The organism is Nonlabens sp. Asnod2-A12 (genome assembly GCF_045063745.1).
In the GTDB taxonomy this organism is placed as follows: domain Bacteria; phylum Bacteroidota; class Bacteroidia; order Flavobacteriales; family Flavobacteriaceae; genus Nonlabens; species Nonlabens xylanidelens.
In genome coordinates this window covers 810,797-829,646 of the sequence record NZ_JBEFOB010000003.1, presented here as the reverse complement: position 1 = coordinate 829,646, position 18,850 = coordinate 810,797, and the positions used below count along the sequence as shown (strand labels likewise).

Sequence of the window (18,850 nt, the reverse complement as noted above, 5' to 3'; positions counted from 1 at the left end):
TTGATTTAAAAAAAACATCTTAGATACGATTATTTAAGTATTTAAGACTTCCTTACAAAGATAATGATTAAGCTGCAGCGTGAGGCGATTTTGGGCGTTTTTTAAACTTTGAGAACAGCTTCTTAAAGCTGAATTCATTACTAAAGATACCCTGGTCTGTCGTTGCTCTGTAGGTAAGGTAGATACCTATAGGGAATAGAATAAATGTACTCAACCATGCACCTAACCATGCAGGGAATGCGCCCTCAGTAGCTGCTTTTTCTGCAAAAATACCAATGAAATGATAGGTTAAAAAGAATAAGGTAGCGACTACTAGTGGCAGTCCCATGCCACCTTTTCTTATAATTGCACCTAGTGGAGCACCTATAAAAAACAGTATAATACAGGCTACACCTAACACGTATTTCTTGTGAATTTCTATTTCATGTTTTGCAAGTCTAGATTTCTCACCTTTAATTTGATCTTCTCTATTTTGAACTGCTGCTTTCTGGCTGCGCACTTTACTCATCGCGACATCTAGTGCTCTACGCTGGTCAAATATTTTAAGGCTGGCAAGCAAATCTTTAGGATTTTCTCTAATGGTATCTAACGCAGCAGTACGATCCATAGTACTGGGTGCCCACGTTCTATGCTGGTTACTTCTATATATTTTATAGTTATTAGTAAGTGCAAGAGAGAAAGTGTCGATACGATTATACAGCTCATTAATTTTAAGCATTCTATGATTATCAGTCACCGACTCATCATCTATATCGACTTGATTTAATTTAGATACATCTATGTTTAGAGCATATTCTTTAAACTCTGTTTTTACAAATGGAGACGTTTTCGCTTTTTTAGGCTCTGTTATAAAAAGGTCTTCATAATAATTTCCATCTTCTAGAACCAGTTGAATGATATTAGATTTTAAAGAACTTTTTAACTCACCGCTTTTACTTTTGATAACGGTATAATTACCGTTTTTCCTTGGATTTTTTTTATGGATAATCACGTCGGTTAAAAACTCACCGTTTTCTCCGGACTTTTCTCCCACTTTAATATTTATATCACCTAATTGATTAAATGTTCCCTGACCTATAGCCATGGCAGGTTTCATTTTTGCAATATTACCTCGCAGATTTCTCTGTTTAAAATATCCCCATGGAATGACAGAATTAGCAAATAAGAAAGAAGTAATTCCTATACCTAGAATAACAAAGGTTAGGGAGCGCATAGCTCGTTGCAGTGAAATCCCGTTAGATTTCATAGCGGCAAATTCATAATTCTCAGCCATTTTACCAAAAACCAATATGGCTGCCAATAGCACACTTAAAGGTAGAGCGATAGGCACCGCAACAGGAGTAGAGTAGTATAAGAATTTTGCAATAGTTAATACATCGAGATCTTTACCAGCCAGCTCTTTGATATATAACCATATAGCTTGCAGGATAAGAATAAACATTAACACAATAAAGACGCTTAAAAACGTCTTTATGTATTGGCTTAATATGTATCGATCTAATATCTTCAATTTAGTTCATCTCTTGAATCAACCAGTTTTTGTACTGATTTTTATCAAAGGTAAAAGAATTCTTAGGTAAAGGTTCATTAGTCTTTAAAGACTTTAATGTAAATGTAGCTACTGTTCCAGAGTTTTCTGTAATAATGGCTTTGTAAATATGCTTTGTGTTTGCATCTATACCTAGTAAAACATTTTTATATTCAGAGTTAGATTTTATAGGAGTAAGTCTTATGAATTGAATTTTTCTACCACCTTCATTTTGTACGATATCCCATTTTTTAGAATAACCTTTTTCATAAAAAGTTAAGATATTAGATGGTGTGATCATTTGGTCACCGTCATTACTTACTTTAGAAATAGTCACTTCTTCATCTTCAGAGTTTACCGCATATTGTTTTGCACCGTCAAATATGTAAGTAGTACCTAGAAAATTCACATTGTACTTTTCTCCTTCTAGCTTTGCATCACCTTGCACATCCATGTCTGTGCTCGTTTTAGGGTTTTTAAAATTGCCTTTATAGGTAAATGCTACATTTTTGTAAGACTTGAATTTTTGGGCTACTTCACTTAATAATTTATCTGCCTTAGCATCTTGTGCTGTAACCGCTTGCGCGAAAGCAAAAATCATAAAAACAGAAAGGAAATAATTTTTCATTGTACTTATTTATTTGTTTTGTTCTTCATTTAAAAATACTTCTAGAGACGTGAGATCTGGGATTAAAACCTGTCTAGCTTTACTACCTTCAAATCCACCGACTATACCAGCAGCTTCTAATTGGTCTATAATTCTACCAGCACGATTGTAACCTAGTTTCAATTTACGTTGTAATAAAGAGGCACTACCTTGTTGGGCAATAACTATTATTTCTGCTGCGTCTCTAAACTTAGCATCTCTCTCATCAATATTATTATCAATACTCGTGCCACCATCTTCACCTACATATTCAGGTAAAATATGCGCATCAGGATATGCTTTTTGATTACCTATAAAATCGGTAATTTTTTCTACTTCTGGTGTGTCAACAAATGCACATTGTATACGTATCAATTCGTTTCCAGCAGTGTAAAGCATGTCTCCACGACCTATCAACTGGTCTGCACCACCGCTATCTAGAATAGTACGAGAATCGACTTTTTGCATCACTCTAAAAGAGATACGTGCTGGGAAGTTAGCCTTAATCATACCTGTAATCACGTTTACAGATGGACGTTGCGTTGCGATAATTAAGTGAATACCTATCGCACGAGCTAGTTGTGCAAGTCTCGCAATAGGGGTTTCTACCTCTTTACCAGCCGTCATGATTAAATCGGCAAATTCATCTACTACCAGAACTATATAAGGTAGAAATTTATGACCATTTGCAGGATTTAATTTTCTAGCTTTAAACTTTGCATTATACTCCTTTAAGTTACGGCACATGGCATCCTTAAGAATGTCATAACGTTGATCCATCTCTATACAAAGGCTATTCAGGGTATTGATTACCTTAGAGTTGTCTGTGATTATAGCCTCTTCACTATCAGGTAACTTAGCTAGATAATGACGTTCTATTTTGTTAAATAAAGTAAGCTCTACCTTTTTAGGATCTACGAGTACAAATTTAACCTCGGCAGGGTGTTTTGAATAGAGTAGTGAAGTAAGAATAGCATTTAGTCCTACTGACTTACCTTGTCCTGTTGCACCGGCCATAAGTAGGTGAGGCATTTTTGCAAGATCTACTACAAAGGTCTCGTTAGAAATGGTTTTACCAAATGCGATAGGTAATTCCATCTCGGCATTTTGAAATTTAGGAGACGCAACCACAGATCTCATCGATACTATAGATGGATTCTGGTTAGGAACTTCTATACCTATAGTTCCTTTTCCTGGAATAGGAGCGATAATACGTATACCTAATGCGGCAAGAGATAGCGCAATATCATCTTCTAGATTCTTAATTTTTGAAATACGTATTCCTGCCTCAGGTACTATTTCATATAGAGTAACCGTAGGACCTACCGTGGCACTTATTTTTGCAATACCTATTTTATAATTCTTAAGAGTTTCTACAATACGGTCTTTGTTGGCTTGTAACTCTTCTTCATTAATAGTTATCGTTTTACCTTTAGTATAATCTTTTAAAAGATCTAGTGGTGGAAACTGGAAGTTGCTTAACTCTAGAGTAGGATCAAACTCTCCAAAATCTTCTACTAATTTATTAGCTTTATTGTCGATTACCTCTTCCTCATCCAGCGTTTGCTCGATTTCCATTCCTATGTCATTCTCATCTTTAGGAGCAACAACTTTTTTAAGAACAGGTTCTGGAACAGTTTCTTCTTCTGGTACCGTAACTTGCATACCATCGTCCGACAGTTCTACAGTATTTTTAGGCTCTTCTGTCGCTGTTGCTGGGGTAGTGGTTTGATCTATGTCCGGAGCAGGATTACCTTCTACAGTAGCTTTTTCCCAATCGCTTTCTTCGTCTGTAGTCTCTATATTTTCAAAACCTTCCTTAACCTCTGTAGCTTTTTTAGAGAAATAAGCAGTTATCAACTCTGGTGTCAGTTTAAGTCTCAATACTACATAGACTATCGCTATAAAGAACATAACAAGTATAGCGCCTAATAAGCCTAAATAGTCTTGTAAGAAATCATTTAATTCATAACCTACCTTACCACCTAATAATGCATTTGTATTGTGAAAAAATCCTAAAAAGATAGATAGCCAGAGCATTAATAATAATCCCCAGAACCATAGATTTGAGATTCGCTTTCGCGAAAGCGAGAACACATTATCACCAGTTGCAAATAAAAATATTCCAGAGATTATGGTTAGAACCGAAATGGAAAAAGCAGGGATACCAAATCCTTTATAAACAAAGGTGTGTCCTAGCCATGCACCTAGCTGGCTTATCCAGTTCTTAGTTTCTGTAGTACGGCTGCCTAATTCTACCAGTACACTTTGATCTTGTGCGCCAGTGAATAGATAAGATATAAAAGAAAAAAGCAGTAATAAACCGACTACTATTAGTGCGCTCCCTACGATTACCTCTTGTAATCTATTGAGCTTTAAATTAGGTAGCTGGAATGGTTTACTGGCCTTTGCAGTAGTTTTCTTAGATGTTGTTTTTTTACGCGCCATGTATGATAGTGAACGAGCAAAAATAAGAATATTGCACGGTAATAGTAGAACACATTTAACTTGATTGTTAACAGTCGTAATTTATCCTTTAAAACCGCTATTAATTAAACAGCGCAAGGATATAAGGAATATAAATAATACCGCCCACAATACTAGATGCGATGGCAGTAATTACCACGGCACCAGCGGCTATATCTTTAATGTGACCTATTTTCTCATGAAAATCTGGATGAATAAAGTCGGCAATAGCCTCTGCAGTGGTGTTCATACCTTCTAGTCCCATAATAAGTCCTATGCACAAGGTTTGAGCAATCCACTCGGTTGCAGTAATATTAAAATAAAAGCCGGCAATAGTCATAATAATGGCTATTGCGGCTTGTACTTGTATACTGGCTTCTGTTTTGATAAGGATGATGGCGCCTTTAAGGGCATATCCCATCGCTTTACATCTACCAATAATAAATTTTGATGCACTCAATTATAATAACGTTTTAAGTGCAGCAAGATAGTTAGGTTCGTCTGCAATTTCAGGAACTTGTTCATTATAAATTACTTTTCCTTCTTCATTAAGAACAACCACAGCTCTAGAATGAAAACCAGCAAGTGGTCCAGAAGTCATAGTAAGTCCATAGTCGTTACCAAATGTACCGTCTAGCACATCGCTTAAATTCTCTACATTCTCTAATCCTTCATCACTTGCAAAACGCTTTTGTGCAAAAGGAGTATCTCTAGAAATACATAAAACCGCAGTATTATCTAGCTCTGTAGCTCTTTTATTGAAATTTTTTACAGATGTTGCACAAACGTCTGTATCTATACTAGGGAAAATGTTAAGTACAACTCGTTTTCCTTTATAATCATTTAAAGAAGCCTCAGATAGGTCTGCTTTTTTAAGTTTAAAATCTGGTGCTTGTGATCCTACTGCTGGTAGTGAACCGCTTGTAGATATCTCGTTACCTCCTATAGTAATAGTTGCCATGTGTTTTATTTAGTTATTAAGACGATAAAGTTACAATTTACCTATCGATGCTGTATGAATGTCTTGTTAATTCTTAGAGGATTCTATATAATCTAGGATAGCGTCTATATCTTCTTTAGTTAGATTAGGAAAAGAATTCATATTAGCCTGATTGTATTCATTATATAAAGCAACCGCTTGTACATCGCCAGATTTTATGAGTGCAGCACTATTATGGATCCATTTATAAAGCCATTCTTTTTCATAACGATCTGTCACACCATATAATCCTGGTCCTACGGCTTTTTTAAAAAGTTTATGACATGCTGCACAATTGGTTTTAAAAAGCGATTTTCCTTTTTTTTGTTGTTCAGTTAAAGCTATTTTAAGTACTGTATCTATGATCTGTTCTGGTGATTCTTGCTTGTAATAAGTAGATTCTTCTCCAGAGATAATAAATGCTGTGCTAAAAATCACAACGATCATGGCGAGTACGAGTGCACAAATGGTACCTAGGGTTCTTGATAATTCTTTAAACATAGTTGTTTGAATTTAAGAAGGTTATTGTTGTTGGTCTCGCTTTCGCGAAAGCGGAATACAATCCATCATAAAGATAATCCCCAAAGCTCATTTAACTAAATAAAATAGATTGATATCGTAATAGATTTATCAAATGACATTACTTATTTTTGTTTAAAATATCTATCATGACGATTACCCAGTTAAAATATGTTCTTGCTGTTGCTCAATATCAAAATTTCACCAAAGCGGCAGATAAGGTTTTTGTAACACAGCCCACATTAAGTATGCAAATACAGAAGCTAGAAGATGAGCTAGATGTTCAAATATTTGATAGAAGTAAAAAACCTATCGAGCTTACAGAAACTGGTAAGAAGATCGTTAACCAGGCGCGTAATATAGTTAATGAAAGTGACCGTATTCAAGACATAGTAGATCAAGAAAAAGGTTTTATAGGTGGCGAGTTTAAAATAGGAGTGATACCTACGGTAATGCCTACGTTATTACCTATGTTTCTAGCTAATTTTGTAAATAAATATCCTAAGGTAAAACTGCGCATAGAAGAACTTACTACAGAGAGTATTATAGATAGCCTACTTGATGGAAGTATCGATGCTGCAATAGCTGCGACTCCTTTAAAAAATGACTTTATTAAAGAAAGAGTTCTATATTATGAGCCTTTTGTAGCTTATGATCCTAGATTATCTGGTAAGCCTAAAACAAAAATTAAGGTAGATGAGATTAATGTAGATGACTTGCTTCTATTAGAAGACGGGCACTGTTTTAAGGATAGTATTCTTAATTTATGTCGTAATTCTAGAGATACAGATGGAGAGCGTTTTATGTTAGAGAGCGGTAGTTTTGAAACTTTAATAAAACTAGCTGACGAAGGTCTAGGAATGACTTTATTACCTTATTTAAACACGATGGATTTACCAGAGCATAAAAAGGAGAATCTTAGATTTTTTGAAGATCCTTCTCCTGCTCGTGAGGTGAGTCTTATTTTTCATAAAAGCGAGTTGAAAATGCAAATTATAGAAGCGTTACAAAATGTAATAACCGGAGTTATTAAAGGTGCTATTGCTTTTCAAAACGTGCAAATAGTAAGTCCTATATCAGGTAAATAAATCTTAATTATTGAATAAAAAAAAGGCTAGTTACTTCATGTTTAAATGAAGTAACTAGCCTTTTTAAGTTTTAATAAATAGGTGTTTATTCCTTTGATATCAATACACAAGTTTGCAAGTCTGGATTTTGTAATACAAGCTGTTTAATCCAGATTTCAAGTTCTACTATTTCAAAAGGTAATAGACGATCAACTGCTTTTTGTAATTCCTTGCAAAATAGGGTTGGGTTAAAACTTACTTTCTCGAGTATTGTTTTGGTATACTCAAACATAGCTCTAGCCATAATTTTCAAGATTTTTAGTTAAAGTAGTTTTGTTGAATAGGGGTGTTTTTTATTGTAGTTAAAGATACGTTCTAATACTATTATGCTGTGAATAGTAAATGTTAAATTTGTTTAAAATTTTAAACTAAAGGTTAACATAAGTATCAACGATTTAACTGCTGTAGTTGGAATAAATAGACTATAAATGTTAAAAAAGTAGTGTTAATTCACTCTTAATGCCTTGTAATTACGGCAACACTTATAATACATAAAACCGCAAAAAAGAAGGTAGAAAGCGCTACTTTCTTCAACTCAGGATCGAGTAGAGCTGGAGACTCTGTTCTTTTTACTTTAAATAAATGTATGAATAATGGGATGAAGGCTAGGAGTGGTAAGAAAGCGATGAGAGTTATCCCAAATTCTGGATTGTAATTTGTGATCGAGAACCAGTTATATTCAATCTGATTAGCATTTTTACCGATTAAACTGTTTATTCTATTAGTTTCGTGTAATTGATATTTCAAATAAACTTGAAAAAAATAGGTGTTTGTAGTTGCAAAAACCGCACATAAAAAAGCAATAACTACAAACCCATAATGAACCAACTTAGCTTTAGCAAGTCCCATCTTTACTACAATAGTATTCTTACCAGCTTTCTTATCGCTCTCGATATCTCTCATGTTATTGAGATTAAGAACAGCAACACTTAGCAGCCCCACTGTGATAGAAGGGAAAATCATGATCCATTCTAGTCCTTTAGTAATTAGAAAATAAATACCCATAACACTAACAGGACCAAAAAATATAAAAACAAAAACATCGCCTAGACCACGATAGCCATAAGCATTATCGCCTACCGTATATTTTATCGCTGCCCATATAGCTGCGATACCTAATACTAAAAAGAATAAAGAGATTAATAATTTATCTATTCCTAGACTTACATAAATTAAGGCGATTGCACTGATTAAAGTAAGAACAGCTGTGATGACCATGGCTCGTTTCATCTCTTTCGGCGAAATGATACCGCTTTGTAAAGCACGCATAGGACCTATTCTATCTTCGTTATCTGTTCCTTTTACACCATCGCCATAATCGTTTGCAAAATTAGAAAGTACTTGAAATCCTAAAGTAGTTATTAAAGCTAGAATAGGAATGTAAAAATTGAAATTAAAACTATATTCAAAAACATTAGCTAATCTTGATATACCGGAGTTCTCATTAGATGAATTTATAAGCCATTTACCCATAGCTTTTAAATATGATGAGTTCAAATAAGCAAACGTACTTCCCACCAAAATCCCACTAATGCTCAATGGTAAGGTCCTCAATCTCGCAGCACTTATCCAAGCTTTTAATTTTGTACTAGCCATTACTTTGACATGATATTTACCATTGCTTCTTTCAATAAATCGTGATGATTTGCTTGATGTGTTCCTACACCTTTTGATTTTACGTCCATATCTCTGATGAGTTTTATGGCGCGACTGCAGTATTTCATAGGGTAATTCTTTGCAGCAGTGATAATTTCTTGAACAAAAAATGGATTCACACCAGCAGCCTTTGCCACCGCTTGCGGATTCTTATCCTTAATAGTGTGCACTTTCAACAGCTGAGTAAAAAAACTATACAACTGTGCGGTAGTCAACACCAGCGGATTATCCTTTGGGTTATCTGCAAAATAATTGATTATTTTATGAACTTTAACCACATCACGCATTCCCATGGCTTTGCGCAATTCAAAATTGTTATAATCCTTAGAAATACCTATGTTGTCCTCAATAACTTGTGGCGTGATAGGTCGGTCTTTAGAGTGTACTATCGCGAGCTTAGAAAGTTCGTTATTTATTTTTCCTAGATCAGTTCCTAGAAATTCAACTAACATTCTAGTCGCATTAGGATCGATTTGATATCCCATTTCTTTTAAACGACCAGTTACAAAAGCAGGAACTTTATTCTCATAAAGCGGTTTACTTTCCATGTAAACAGCATGTTTTTTAAGCAATTTAGTAATCTTGCTGCGACCGTCAGGCGTTTTGTATTTGTAAGCAAAAACGAGAATAGTAGTCGTTTGCGGTTGCTCAATGTAACTTTCTAGTTGTGCTAGTTGTTTAGTTAAATGTTGTGCTTCTTTAACTATAATAACCTGATGCTCTGACATCATCGGGAAACGCTTTGCGTTTTCTAAAACCTCGGACATGGTAGTATCTTTACCATAAATAACCGTCTGATTAAAGCCTTTTTCACCTTCGTCCAAGACGTTGTCCTCTATATAATCACTAACTTGATCTATAAAATAGGGTTCGCTACCGCATAAAAAGTATACAGGAGCATATCGCTTTTGTTTTAAATCGGCAAGAATGTTTGTAGCGTCACTCATCGAGAGCTGTTGTGGTTTTTGTAATATTGCGTTATGAAGCCATTGCGACTACCAGCTGGAAATTTCAGAGTCAAAAGTACTGAAAAAGGACGTGCTATCTTTGACCAGATCAGGAAAAAATTTATCATTCTAACACCAGAAGAATGGGTGAGACAACATGTTGTTTTGTTTCTGCTTACGCAAAAACGAATACCGCATAATCTCATTAACGTAGAAAAGCAGTTGATAATCGCAGGAACTACAAAGAGATATGACATTATCAGTTATAACACAGATGGTTCTATACATTTAATAGTAGAGTGTAAAGCCCCAGAAATTAAGATAGATCAATCTGTTTTTGATCAAATTGCGCGATATAACCTGGCGTTAAATGCTAAATACTTAATGGTGACTAACGGTCTGGAACATTATTTTTGTACTATGGATTACGAGAATCAAACCTATAATTTTATAGCAGACTTACCAGAATACGTTTTATGAAAATAGCAATAGTCATATTAAATTGGAATGGGGTAGACCTGCTCAAGACCTATTTACCTAGCGTTGTAGAGCACAGTAAAGATCACGTTATCTACCTAGCAGATAATGCCTCTACAGATAACTCTATTCCATGGACTACAGCCACCTATCCAGAAGTTAAAATAATTGCGATGGATGAAAATCGCGGTTATGCAGGTGGATATAACGTCGCCTTGAAAAGTGTTCAAGAAGAGGTAGTCTGTTTATTAAACAGTGATGTCGCTGTAACTGCAGGCTGGTGTGACGTGATTGCAAATAGGTTTCAAACAGACAGCAGTCTAGCTGCGTGTCAGCCAAAAATTTTAGATGATAAGCGCAAAGATTACTTTGAATACGCGGGCGCAGCAGGTGGATTCTTAGATCGTTATGCTTACCCATACTGTAGAGGCCGCATTTTTGATGCCATAGAACAAGATCTAGGACAGTATGATACTGTAGTAAATTTAGATTGGGCTAGTGGAGCTTGTCTGTTTTTGAGAGTCAGTTCATTTAAAGAAGTAGAAGGTCTAGACGAAGATTATTTTGCACATCAAGAAGAGATAGATTTATGCTGGCGATTGCGTCACGCAGGTTATACAATTAGTTATCAGCCAGACTCCGTAGTTTATCACTTAGGTGGTGGCACGCTGGCAACAATTAATCCACGCAAGACCTTTTATAATTTTAGAAACAGTTTATATAATATAATAAAAAATGACCGTTCTAGTTTCTGGATTGGTACCTTGTTTATTAGAATGGTGCTCGATGGGATAGCTGCTTTTAAATTTCTAATAGAATTTAAATTGGCTCATTTTATGGCTGTTCTCAAAGCTCATTTTTACTTCTACTTAAAGTTAATACCACTGTTTAGAAAGAGAAAATCAGTAAAACGTTTAATAAAAAATAATAGTGCTCAAAACGCACAATTAAGTATTGTTTATCAGTATTTTATAAAAGGTAATAAGCAGTATAGTAATAACCTTAAATAACTTAAATCCTTGTTAATGATCATGTACAACAGTTGAATATCATTAATTTTGATCTGTTATTTAACATTAATAACATTAATAAAACAACACATAAAATCTCATATTAAAATGAAAAAAATATTTTTAATGTTGCTTGCAGGTGGACTTTTAGTGTCATGTGCATCTAAAAAAGATCTTGAGGCAGCACTCGCAAAACAGCAAGAAACTAAAGAGCTATTAGATACCGCTACAGTAAAATTAAATGCATGTCTATCTGATGAAAAAGCATCACAAGCTAGACTAGAAGCACTTAAAGACCAGATAGCTACTTTAAAGAATTCTAATAGCGCACTTTTAAATAACCAAGGTGAGTTAGTAACGTTATCAACTCAAGGTAGTCGTAATTTAGAACGTTCTTTAGAGAGTATCAGAGAAAAAGATCTGCAAATCAAATCTTTAAACGATGCCATTACAAAGAAAGATAGTGTAACACTTGCGCTAGTTACTAGTTTAAAGAGCTCTCTAGGTAATCTACAAGATGAGGATATTAATGTTAATGTAGAGAAAGGTGTGGTTTACATCTCTATTTCTGATAAATTATTGTTCTCTAGTGGTAGCGATAGAATTAATAATAATGCAAAAGTGGTTTTAGGTAAGGTTGCAAAAGTAGTTAACGATAAGCCAGAAATAGACATCATGGTAGAAGGTCATACAGATAACCAGCCTATATCGTCTGCAAAATTTTCTGATAACTGGGCGTTAAGTACAGCTAGAGCAACTGCCGTAACTAGAGTATTGCAAGAGGAGTTTAGTGTAGCGCCAGAGCGCATGACTGCAGCAGGTAGATCTTACTACATTCCAGTTGCCAGTAACGACACTGCAGAGGGACGTTCTAAGAATAGACGTACTAGAATCGTTGTTCTTCCTAAGTTAGACCAATTCTTTGATATGGTAGAAAAAGGAATGGAAGAAGCAAAAGAAAATGCAAAGAAAGAAACTGAAATGAACAAGAACTAATTAGTTCTTATTCTTCTAGATGAATAGAAAGCACCTACGCAAGTAGGTGCTTTTTTTGTTTAAGAATTTTCTAACCTATAACACATAGAGCAAATTTCCAAAATAATTCTCAATGGCAGTTTATAACTAACTACTATAGGAAATGCTGTTAAAACCTTAATGAGGTTGAAATGTATGCGAGAATAAAGAGTTTAATGGTATTGTTTAAAGTCACTAAATTTCTCAAAAGTCAAATACATAAATTTACACGCAGTCTATAATGCTTAATTATACCAAACTTGTAAAAAGCTTATTATGTTCTTTTAACTAAGGATTTATGACATCTAGAAGCTATTCGTGAGGTTTTCATTGAGATTAACGCACGTGAGTACAAAACCTGTAGAGGCGATTTACGCTTCTTAAGTATTAGTTTTAAAGAAAAGTCAGAATAATTTTCTCGCTTTCGCGAAAGCGGAACCGCATTAAATCTATACTAAAGAAAATATAGCTGCACCATAAAGAGCAAAACGTATGAAACGCAACAAACCTACAAGTGCCCAATTTTTAACTGGATAACGTAACATACCAGCGACCAGACTAGCCATAGAAAAAGGAAGTGGTAATAAAGCACCTACGGCTATAAGAACGCCACCCCATTTTCTAGCCATAACAAGTTGTTTGGCCATTTTTACTTCTAGGTAATTATGTAAACTAGGTATTTTTAAAGCTCTTCTTCCGATCCAGTACGATGTAAAACCACCTAGATATGAAAACAATGCGATAAGAAATAGATTAAGTACAGGAGTAGCCGTCTCTCCAGCCCATGCTATAAATAATTCTGGTGGGATTAATCCTAAAACAGTTTCTGATACATAGAAAAAACCTAAAACACCATAGTCAGGTAGCTTTTCTACAGCAAGTTCTAGTAAGCCCATTAAACCACCATCTACGGTAAAATGAACAACGGCTAGAATAGCAACCACTACTAAAACAGGTGGCATGGATTTCTTGATACTATCGACCACAAATTTATAGAAGCCGGTAAGCTTATAGTATTTATGAGCGCGATCTGGTTGAAACCATGGTTTTTTCTTAGTCGTTGAATGTTCCACTTATCTGTTTGTTTTGGTAAGACAAAATTACTACTAAAACCTATTTTATCACGTTAAAATCTTATCAATTAAAATTATCTAAGATTCTTAACAGTAAACAAAGGATAATAACCTTAAAAAAGCAGTATTTTTGCAAATCTCAAAAATGAAATCCAGAGTAATGACGATGAAAAAAGAAAGTAAGATTAAATCTTTATACGATTATCAAGAACGCGATCTGGAAGCGATTTTTGATCGTATAAACAATCAAAAAGACGATTATAACCTTCTATATCAGTTGCCTACAGGTGGAGGGAAAACAGTGGTCTTTTCTGAAATTGTACGCAGGTACATCAGAGAAAAAGGTAAGAAAGTGGTTATCCTTACACACCGTATTGAGCTGTGTAAGCAAACGTCAAAAATGCTTAATGGTTTTGATGTAAAGAACAAAGTGATTAATTCTAAGGTTAAAGAATTAGATGACCAGAAGGATTATGAGTGTTTTGTAGCCATGGTAGAGACCTTGAATAACCGTATTCAAGATGATAAACTAGAACTAGATGACATAGGTCTAGTTATTATTGATGAGGCGCATTACAATAGTTTTAGAAAATTATTTAAGTACTTTGATCACTGTTTCATGCTAGGTGTTACAGCGACTCCTTTAAGTTCTAACTTTAAGTTGCCTATGAAGGATAACTATAGAGAGCTTATAGTAGGTAATAGCATTACATCTCTAGTAGAAAAAGGGTTTCTTGCACAAGCAGTAACGCATACTTATGATGTAGGTTTAAGTGGCCTTACCATAGGTATGAATGGAGATTATACGGTAAAATCAAGTGAAAAACTTTATACTGCGACAACCATGCAGGATAAATTGATCCAGTCGTATAATGAAGTAGCAAAAGGTAAAAAGACTCTTATTTTTAATAACGGTATTAGAACCAGTATTGAGGTAGAGGACACCTTCAGACGTGCGGGAATAGAGATAAGACACTTAGATAATACTAATACTAAGGAAGAGCGTAAAGAGATTCTAAGATGGTTTAAAGAAAAGCCAGATGCGGTTTTAACCTCAGTAAGTATATTAACTACTGGATTTGATGAGCCTAGTGTAGAGTGTATCGTTTTAAATAGAGCGACAAAGTCACTGACTCTTTATTATCAAATGATAGGTCGTGGTTCTCGTGTTCTTAAGGATAAAAAAGAATTCCAAATCATTGATTTAGGTAACAATGTTGCTCGTTTTGGTTTATGGAATGAGCCTGTAGACTGGCAGCAAGTGTTTAGATCTCCAGATTTCTATGTGGAGAACATTGTGTCTGACGAAGAGATAGAACGCAACTTTGTTTATACTCTACCAGATTCTACAAAAGCAGAATTTCCTAATACTACAGAGTTTACCTTTGATATCAAAGGAGCCTATAAACGTATTACCAAGGAAAACCGTAAGTCTAAAGACGTACTGGATGAGTCTATCGCGCAACACGTGCAGTGGTGTGTAGAGAATAGTGAGGACGTTTTTGACGCTCGTATTTTAGCAAAATTACTGAAAGAAGATATTAAAGATCGTATTAGACGTTATGCATACTGTATTATCAATAATACTAACAACTATAAGGATTGGTTAGAAGAAGACTATTACCGTCGTCTTAGGATGTCTATACAGCAAGAATTTGCAGGTATAGAGGCCGCAGCAGAATCTGATTCAGAATAATTGTATTTATACCGCTTTCGCGAAAGCGGAACACATATCAAAAAAAGGTGCGATGTAAATCGTGCCTTTTTTTATGCCACATATATAAGCCAGAAAAATAAATTTAAAATTAATAGAAGTGTCATAAGACGTTTAAGAAAAGGGCTTTTATTTCTTTTAGAGATCATTTCTTTTTGAAGTCGAAAAGTGCGTAGTCGGAGTAAATCAACTTCAGGGTGTTCTCTGATTGATTTAGGGTCCCAAAGCAGGAGTAGTGCAAAAAGGTAACTTATGGAGCTTCTATGTAGAAAATCAATGGTTACTTCTGTTTTAGGAACTCCTTTTAATAAGCCGATAAATAAAATTGCCGTGTATAGCATGCAAATTATTAAGAATAGGCTCGCTATAAAATTTACTGCCTTATGAAACCAGTATAACATAATGTAAAATAAAAAAAGCGCTAACTTAAAAGTTAACGCTTTGTGTTGTATCAAATATAATACTTCTTATTTATCTGTAAGTGCAGGTCTTTTATCTGCATTTGCCACATCCCATGCGGTTACAAAAATTAACTTAGCTCTTCTTTGATATAATTTGTATTCAATTTTATCAGGAGTATCAGTTGCTTTGTGATAATCTTCATGAGTACCGTTAAAATAGAAAATTACAGGCACGTCGTTCTTTGCAAAATTGTAATGATCACTACGGTAGTAAAAACGATTAGGGTCGTCCTTACCGTTGTAAGAGTAATCAAGTCTCATATTAACAGATTTCTTGTTTGCTGCCTCAGAGATATCGTGTAAGTCTTGAGAGAGCATGTCACTACCTATTAGGTAAACGTAATCTGGATTGTCCTTTTGTGCAGGGTCTATTCTACCTATCATATCTATATTAAGATCTGCAATGGTGTTAGCCATAGGGTAGATAGGGTTGTTTGCATAATACTTACTTCCTTTAAGACCTATTTCTTCTCCAGTTACATGAAGAAAAAGAATGGATCTTTTAGGACCATAACCGTCATTTGCCGCTTGTTTAAAGGCTTCAGCAATTTCTAGTAGAGCGATGGTACCACTACCATCATCATCAGCGCCATTAAAAACTTTTCCATCGTGCATACCTACGTGATCAAGGTGAGCAGAGATGACAAGGATTTCATCAGGAAATTCAGTTCCTTCTATAAAAGCAAGTACATTTTCTGAAGAAAGTTCAGGTTTTCCAAATGCTTTTCCAGGTACGATTTGAAAATAATCTCCATTTTCTCCACCGCCTGCAACGCCCATTTTTTTGTATTGCTCTCTTAAGTAGTTTACAGCTCTTTTTTGACCTGGACTACCAGTAGCGCGGCCTTCCATTTCATCACTTGCATAAAAATAGAGTTGTTCTTTTAATTCCTTTTCAGTAATCGTGTTTGCATAAGACATGATGTCTACTTGCGAGTAATCTCTAACGGTATTTCCAGACATACCATCGGCACCATCTTCTCCAGTTTGTCCATTAATTCCAGGCTCTCCACTTTTTCCAGGTTCGCCGTCTTTTCCTTTCATGTTAATGCAGCTGGTTAAAAGGGTAGCTGCAAGAGCATAAGATAATAGGTGATTGTAATTCACAAGTTTGATTTTGGTTATTTTTTATTTTTGTCTTTAGAAGTCTTCAATATCTTGTATTCTTCATAACACTCGCTGATAGCATCTAGTATTTGAAGATCGTTTGCAGTTTCAATAAACTGCTTAGAATATTGGCAATTTCTAAGGATTCCATCTATATCAACTTTGTCTAGTTGAAGTAAATTCATCAGAGTCTCTCTGTCGTATTTACTTTGTAGTAAGTTTCTAATCTCGTCTTGTTGTTTTACCTGTCTTAGCTTGCGCATAGATTTTCCTTTTTTACCAAAGGTGTTGTAAAGGAAATCTGCAGGATTAAATACACTTTCTAGAACATTTGTAATAGCACCAGGTTCACTGTCACCAGCTTCATAACCTTTAGGTAGACCACTTATCTTATATCTTCTAGTAGCATAAATAGGAGCACGCTTTGCATCTATTTCTAAGAAACCTGTAAGAGAAGTCTCTGTAACCGTTACTTCGTCTAGTGCGATACCTTTTTCTGTCATAGAAATAGTAACATCACCAAATTTTAACCAATCCTCAGTAACTCTTACATTAATGGTTTCAAAACCTAAATAAGAAAAGTATAACGTATCATTTACCTTGGCAGCGATTTTAAATAGTCCTTCCTTAGTGGTAATGGTACCTTTGATCTGATTTAAGTTAACGATGTTAACGTTCTCAAGAATGGTATTATCTTTTGCGTTAAGAACTTTTCCCTTTACCATGCCAGATATGGGAGAAGTAGTTTTGCTTTCTGATTTCTCTTCTTGAGCATTACTAATTGAAATACTTAAGGTAAAGCAGAAGAGTAGGATGTAGTGTTGTAATTTCATAATTATCTGAGCTAAATTAAGCTAATGTGCTTATTTAAAGTGAATTTATAATTTAATTAACTTCTTTCAGGTAGTCTATGAGCTTTCTCAGAGCCTTTGCTCTATGACTTATAGCACCTTTTTCTGTAAGAGTCATTTCTGCAAAGGATTTTTCATAGCCGTCTGGCTGGAAAATAGGGTCGTAGCCAAAACCTTTTGAACCACTTCTTTCTAACAAAATAGAACCTTCACAAACTCCTTCAAAGAGAGTTTGATTATTATTCAAATCTAAGGCAATAGCAGTGACAAAGCGCGCAGACCTATTGTTATTGTTTGTTAACTTTTTAAGCAATAAATCCATGTTGTCTTCGCTGCTTTTTTGTTCGCCAGCATATCTCGCACTGTACACACCAGGTTCTCCACCTAGCGCTTCAACCAGCAGTCCAGTATCGTCTGCAAAAATGGGTTGTTGAAATCTGTTTTTTAAATACTCCACCTTTTGAATGGCGTTACCAGCAATTGTACCTGATGTTTCTGGTATGTCCTCATCAAAACCTAGATCTTCTAAGCTTATAAGTTTGATGTAAGAAGGCATTAACGCTTGTACTTCTTTTAATTTATTCTGATTATGTGTAGCAAAGATGATTTCCATGTTTATAGACTTTTAGCAATTTCTAAAATAAGTGGTACGTGTACCACATGTTTAATTTCTGGTTGGTATAACTCACATTTTGTACCAAAGAGAAGTTCTATCTTTTTACTTTCCCTTTTTATTACTTCTTCATTAGAATATTCGTCTAGCGTTCCTGCTATGTGAATGAATCTAGAACAGGTGTCTCTAAAATGCTTGCCATCACTAGCGTCTAGTTCTGCTGGTATGCTGCCGCTATGCATGATAAGCGCTTTTATTTTATGATGGTAAGATTTTAAAAATCGAGTAGCGATAGAAACTCCTTGAGAGTATCCCATTAATAAAACACGTGGATCACCTATGAGATTTTCGGTTTTAAGTACTTCATGAATATAGTTGAGGTTGTTACCCATTTCTTGAGTCGTGTCCACCTTTGTTAACCAGCATGCACCTACGTGTTTAAAGCCTTTACCTATATAAGATTTAGACGGAGCCTGTAAAACGATTACATAGTTCTCTTGAGAATCTAAGCCTTCAAAATAACGTTTAAAATAGGTAGCTAGATAACCTAAACCATGAAAGCATATCCAGATATTTTTAGTCTTATCTGTTAATTCAAAAAGTGTCTCGTAAGAATTAGTATGAGTATAGGAAACTGTTTTTACCATTTTTTCTATCGGTAT

19 protein-coding genes are annotated in these 18,850 nt (G+C 34.9%); 5 read left to right on the top strand and 14 right to left on the bottom strand.

Annotation, left to right across the window (positions count from 1 at the left end):
• Positions 1-67 precede the first annotated feature (67 nt).
• From ACJJVJ_RS03845 to ACJJVJ_RS03820, 6 genes are all read right to left on the bottom strand, one after another.
• Positions 68-1,510, bottom strand: coding sequence for an LptF/LptG family permease (locus ACJJVJ_RS03845; protein WP_405369106.1), 1,443 nt, complete (start codon positions 1,508-1,510; stop codon positions 68-70).
• 1 nt (position 1,511) lies between these two features.
• The gene (locus ACJJVJ_RS03840) at positions 1,512-2,156 is read right to left on the bottom strand and encodes a LolA family protein (RefSeq protein ID WP_405369104.1); all 645 of its coding nucleotides are present in this window, start codon (positions 2,154-2,156) and stop codon (positions 1,512-1,514) included.
• Between the two features lie 9 nt (positions 2,157-2,165).
• Positions 2,166-4,622 (bottom strand): DNA translocase FtsK, encoded by a 2,457-nt coding sequence (locus tag ACJJVJ_RS03835; protein WP_405369102.1) that lies wholly within the window; start codon positions 4,620-4,622, stop codon positions 2,166-2,168.
• Between the two features lie 100 nt (positions 4,623-4,722).
• On the bottom strand, positions 4,723-5,100 hold the full coding sequence (locus tag ACJJVJ_RS03830) for a diacylglycerol kinase (RefSeq protein WP_245890730.1): 378 nt from the start codon (positions 5,098-5,100) through the stop codon (positions 4,723-4,725).
• Positions 5,101-5,601 (bottom strand): thiol peroxidase, encoded by a 501-nt coding sequence (gene tpx / locus ACJJVJ_RS03825; RefSeq protein ID WP_405369099.1) that lies wholly within the window; start codon positions 5,599-5,601, stop codon positions 5,101-5,103. It lies immediately after the preceding gene.
• Positions 5,602-5,667: 66 nt separating this feature from the next.
• Entirely contained in the window at positions 5,668-6,120 is a 453-nt protein-coding gene (locus ACJJVJ_RS03820; RefSeq protein ID WP_405369098.1) for a c-type cytochrome, read from the bottom strand.
• 167 nt (positions 6,121-6,287) lie between these two features.
• Here ACJJVJ_RS03820 and ACJJVJ_RS03815 point away from each other — a divergent pair, with 167 nt between their 5' ends.
• Positions 6,288-7,226, top strand: a complete 939-nt coding sequence (locus ACJJVJ_RS03815) for a hydrogen peroxide-inducible genes activator (protein WP_104516245.1) — start codon at positions 6,288-6,290, stop codon at positions 7,224-7,226.
• A gap of 85 nt (positions 7,227-7,311) precedes the next feature.
• On the opposite strand, the gene ACJJVJ_RS03810 is transcribed toward ACJJVJ_RS03815, so the two are convergent.
• From ACJJVJ_RS03810 to holA, 3 genes are all read right to left on the bottom strand, one after another.
• Positions 7,312-7,509, bottom strand: a complete 198-nt coding sequence (locus tag ACJJVJ_RS03810) for a hypothetical protein (RefSeq protein ID WP_104516246.1) — start codon at positions 7,507-7,509, stop codon at positions 7,312-7,314.
• Positions 7,510-7,721: 212 nt separating this feature from the next.
• Positions 7,722-8,861 (bottom strand): 1,4-dihydroxy-2-naphthoate octaprenyltransferase, encoded by a 1,140-nt coding sequence (gene menA, locus ACJJVJ_RS03805; protein ID WP_405369095.1) that lies wholly within the window; start codon positions 8,859-8,861, stop codon positions 7,722-7,724.
• Positions 8,861-9,868 (bottom strand): DNA polymerase III subunit delta, encoded by a 1,008-nt coding sequence (holA, locus tag ACJJVJ_RS03800; RefSeq protein WP_405369093.1) that lies wholly within the window; start codon positions 9,866-9,868, stop codon positions 8,861-8,863. Before holA ends, menA begins: the two co-directional genes overlap by 1 nt.
• A 33-nt stretch (positions 9,869-9,901) precedes the next feature.
• On the opposite strand from holA, the gene ACJJVJ_RS03795 reads away from it, so the two are divergent.
• The 3 genes from ACJJVJ_RS03795 to ACJJVJ_RS03785 all read left to right on the top strand — a co-directional run bounded on the left by ACJJVJ_RS03795 (position 9,902) and on the right by ACJJVJ_RS03785 (position 12,351).
• Positions 9,902-10,348, top strand: coding sequence for a type I restriction enzyme HsdR N-terminal domain-containing protein (locus tag ACJJVJ_RS03795; RefSeq protein ID WP_104516249.1), 447 nt, complete (start codon positions 9,902-9,904; stop codon positions 10,346-10,348).
• Positions 10,345-11,355, top strand: coding sequence for a glycosyltransferase family 2 protein (locus tag ACJJVJ_RS03790; RefSeq protein WP_405369091.1), 1,011 nt, complete (start codon positions 10,345-10,347; stop codon positions 11,353-11,355). The genes ACJJVJ_RS03795 and ACJJVJ_RS03790 overlap by 4 nt, the downstream gene beginning before the upstream one ends.
• A 108-nt stretch (positions 11,356-11,463) precedes the next feature.
• Positions 11,464-12,351 carry a flagellar motor protein MotB gene (locus tag ACJJVJ_RS03785; RefSeq protein WP_405369090.1) on the top strand — a complete coding sequence of 296 codons (888 nt, stop codon included), beginning with the start codon at positions 11,464-11,466 and terminating at the stop codon, positions 12,349-12,351.
• A 467-nt stretch (positions 12,352-12,818) separates the two neighbouring features.
• Here ACJJVJ_RS03785 and ACJJVJ_RS03780 read toward each other — a convergent pair whose 3' ends face one another.
• Complete coding sequence (locus ACJJVJ_RS03780; RefSeq protein WP_104516252.1) at positions 12,819-13,442, bottom strand: YqaA family protein; 624 nt, start codon at positions 13,440-13,442, stop codon at positions 12,819-12,821.
• A gap of 145 nt (positions 13,443-13,587) precedes the next feature.
• Here ACJJVJ_RS03780 and ACJJVJ_RS03775 point away from each other — a divergent pair, with 145 nt between their 5' ends.
• A complete protein-coding gene (locus ACJJVJ_RS03775) occupies positions 13,588-15,138 on the top strand; it encodes a DEAD/DEAH box helicase (RefSeq protein ID WP_245890732.1) in 1,551 nt (516 codons plus the stop codon).
• A 485-nt stretch (positions 15,139-15,623) separates the two neighbouring features.
• Here ACJJVJ_RS03775 and ACJJVJ_RS03770 read toward each other — a convergent pair whose 3' ends face one another.
• From ACJJVJ_RS03770 to ACJJVJ_RS03755, 4 genes are all read right to left on the bottom strand, one after another.
• Positions 15,624-16,580: a M28 family metallopeptidase gene (locus tag ACJJVJ_RS03770; RefSeq protein ID WP_405371225.1), complete on the bottom strand. Its 957-nt coding sequence runs from the start codon at positions 16,578-16,580 to the stop codon at positions 15,624-15,626.
• 158 nt (positions 16,581-16,738) lie between these two features.
• Positions 16,739-17,557, bottom strand: a complete 819-nt coding sequence (locus ACJJVJ_RS03765; RefSeq protein WP_104516256.1) for a carboxypeptidase-like regulatory domain-containing protein — start codon at positions 17,555-17,557, stop codon at positions 16,739-16,741.
• 52 nt (positions 17,558-17,609) lie between these two features.
• On the bottom strand, positions 17,610-18,188 hold the full coding sequence (locus tag ACJJVJ_RS03760; RefSeq protein ID WP_405369088.1) for a non-canonical purine NTP diphosphatase: 579 nt from the start codon (positions 18,186-18,188) through the stop codon (positions 17,610-17,612).
• 2 nt (positions 18,189-18,190) lie between these two features.
• Positions 18,191-18,835: an alpha/beta hydrolase gene (locus ACJJVJ_RS03755; protein WP_405369086.1), complete on the bottom strand. Its 645-nt coding sequence runs from the start codon at positions 18,833-18,835 to the stop codon at positions 18,191-18,193.
• Between the last annotated feature and the right edge of the window lie 15 nt (positions 18,836-18,850).

What these genes read in the sequence shown, in the direction of transcription:
- ACJJVJ_RS03790 (WP_405369091.1), top strand. Translation starts at nt 10,345, where the DNA reads ATGAAAATAGCAATAGTCATATTAAATTGGAATGGGGTAGACCTGCTC.
- ACJJVJ_RS03785 (WP_405369090.1), top strand. Translation starts at nt 11,464, where the DNA reads ATGAAAAAAATATTTTTAATGTTGCTTGCAGGTGGACTTTTAGTGTCA.
- ACJJVJ_RS03835 (WP_405369102.1), bottom strand. Translation starts at nt 4,622, where the DNA reads ATGGCGCGTAAAAAAACAACATCTAAGAAAACTACTGCAAAGGCCAGT.
- ACJJVJ_RS03840 (WP_405369104.1), bottom strand. Translation starts at nt 2,156, where the DNA reads ATGAAAAATTATTTCCTTTCTGTTTTTATGATTTTTGCTTTCGCGCAA.
- menA (WP_405369095.1), bottom strand. Translation starts at nt 8,861, where the DNA reads ATGGCTAGTACAAAATTAAAAGCTTGGATAAGTGCTGCGAGATTGAGG.
- ACJJVJ_RS03810 (WP_104516246.1), bottom strand. Translation starts at nt 7,509, where the DNA reads ATGGCTAGAGCTATGTTTGAGTATACCAAAACAATACTCGAGAAAGTA.
- ACJJVJ_RS03765 (WP_104516256.1), bottom strand. Translation starts at nt 17,557, where the DNA reads ATGAAATTACAACACTACATCCTACTCTTCTGCTTTACCTTAAGTATT.
- ACJJVJ_RS03815 (WP_104516245.1), top strand. Translation starts at nt 6,288, where the DNA reads ATGACGATTACCCAGTTAAAATATGTTCTTGCTGTTGCTCAATATCAA.
- holA (WP_405369093.1), bottom strand. Translation starts at nt 9,868, where the DNA reads ATGAGTGACGCTACAAACATTCTTGCCGATTTAAAACAAAAGCGATAT.
- ACJJVJ_RS03755 (WP_405369086.1), bottom strand. Translation starts at nt 18,835, where the DNA reads ATGGTAAAAACAGTTTCCTATACTCATACTAATTCTTACGAGACACTT.
- ACJJVJ_RS03795 (WP_104516249.1), top strand. Translation starts at nt 9,902, where the DNA reads ATGAAGCCATTGCGACTACCAGCTGGAAATTTCAGAGTCAAAAGTACT.
- ACJJVJ_RS03820 (WP_405369098.1), bottom strand. Translation starts at nt 6,120, where the DNA reads ATGTTTAAAGAATTATCAAGAACCCTAGGTACCATTTGTGCACTCGTA.
- ACJJVJ_RS03760 (WP_405369088.1), bottom strand. Translation starts at nt 18,188, where the DNA reads ATGGAAATCATCTTTGCTACACATAATCAGAATAAATTAAAAGAAGTA.
- tpx (WP_405369099.1), bottom strand. Translation starts at nt 5,601, where the DNA reads ATGGCAACTATTACTATAGGAGGTAACGAGATATCTACAAGCGGTTCA.
- ACJJVJ_RS03770 (WP_405371225.1), bottom strand. Translation starts at nt 16,580, where the DNA reads ATGTCTGGAAATACCGTTAGAGATTACTCGCAAGTAGACATCATGTCT.
- ACJJVJ_RS03775 (WP_245890732.1), top strand. Translation starts at nt 13,588, where the DNA reads ATGAAATCCAGAGTAATGACGATGAAAAAAGAAAGTAAGATTAAATCT.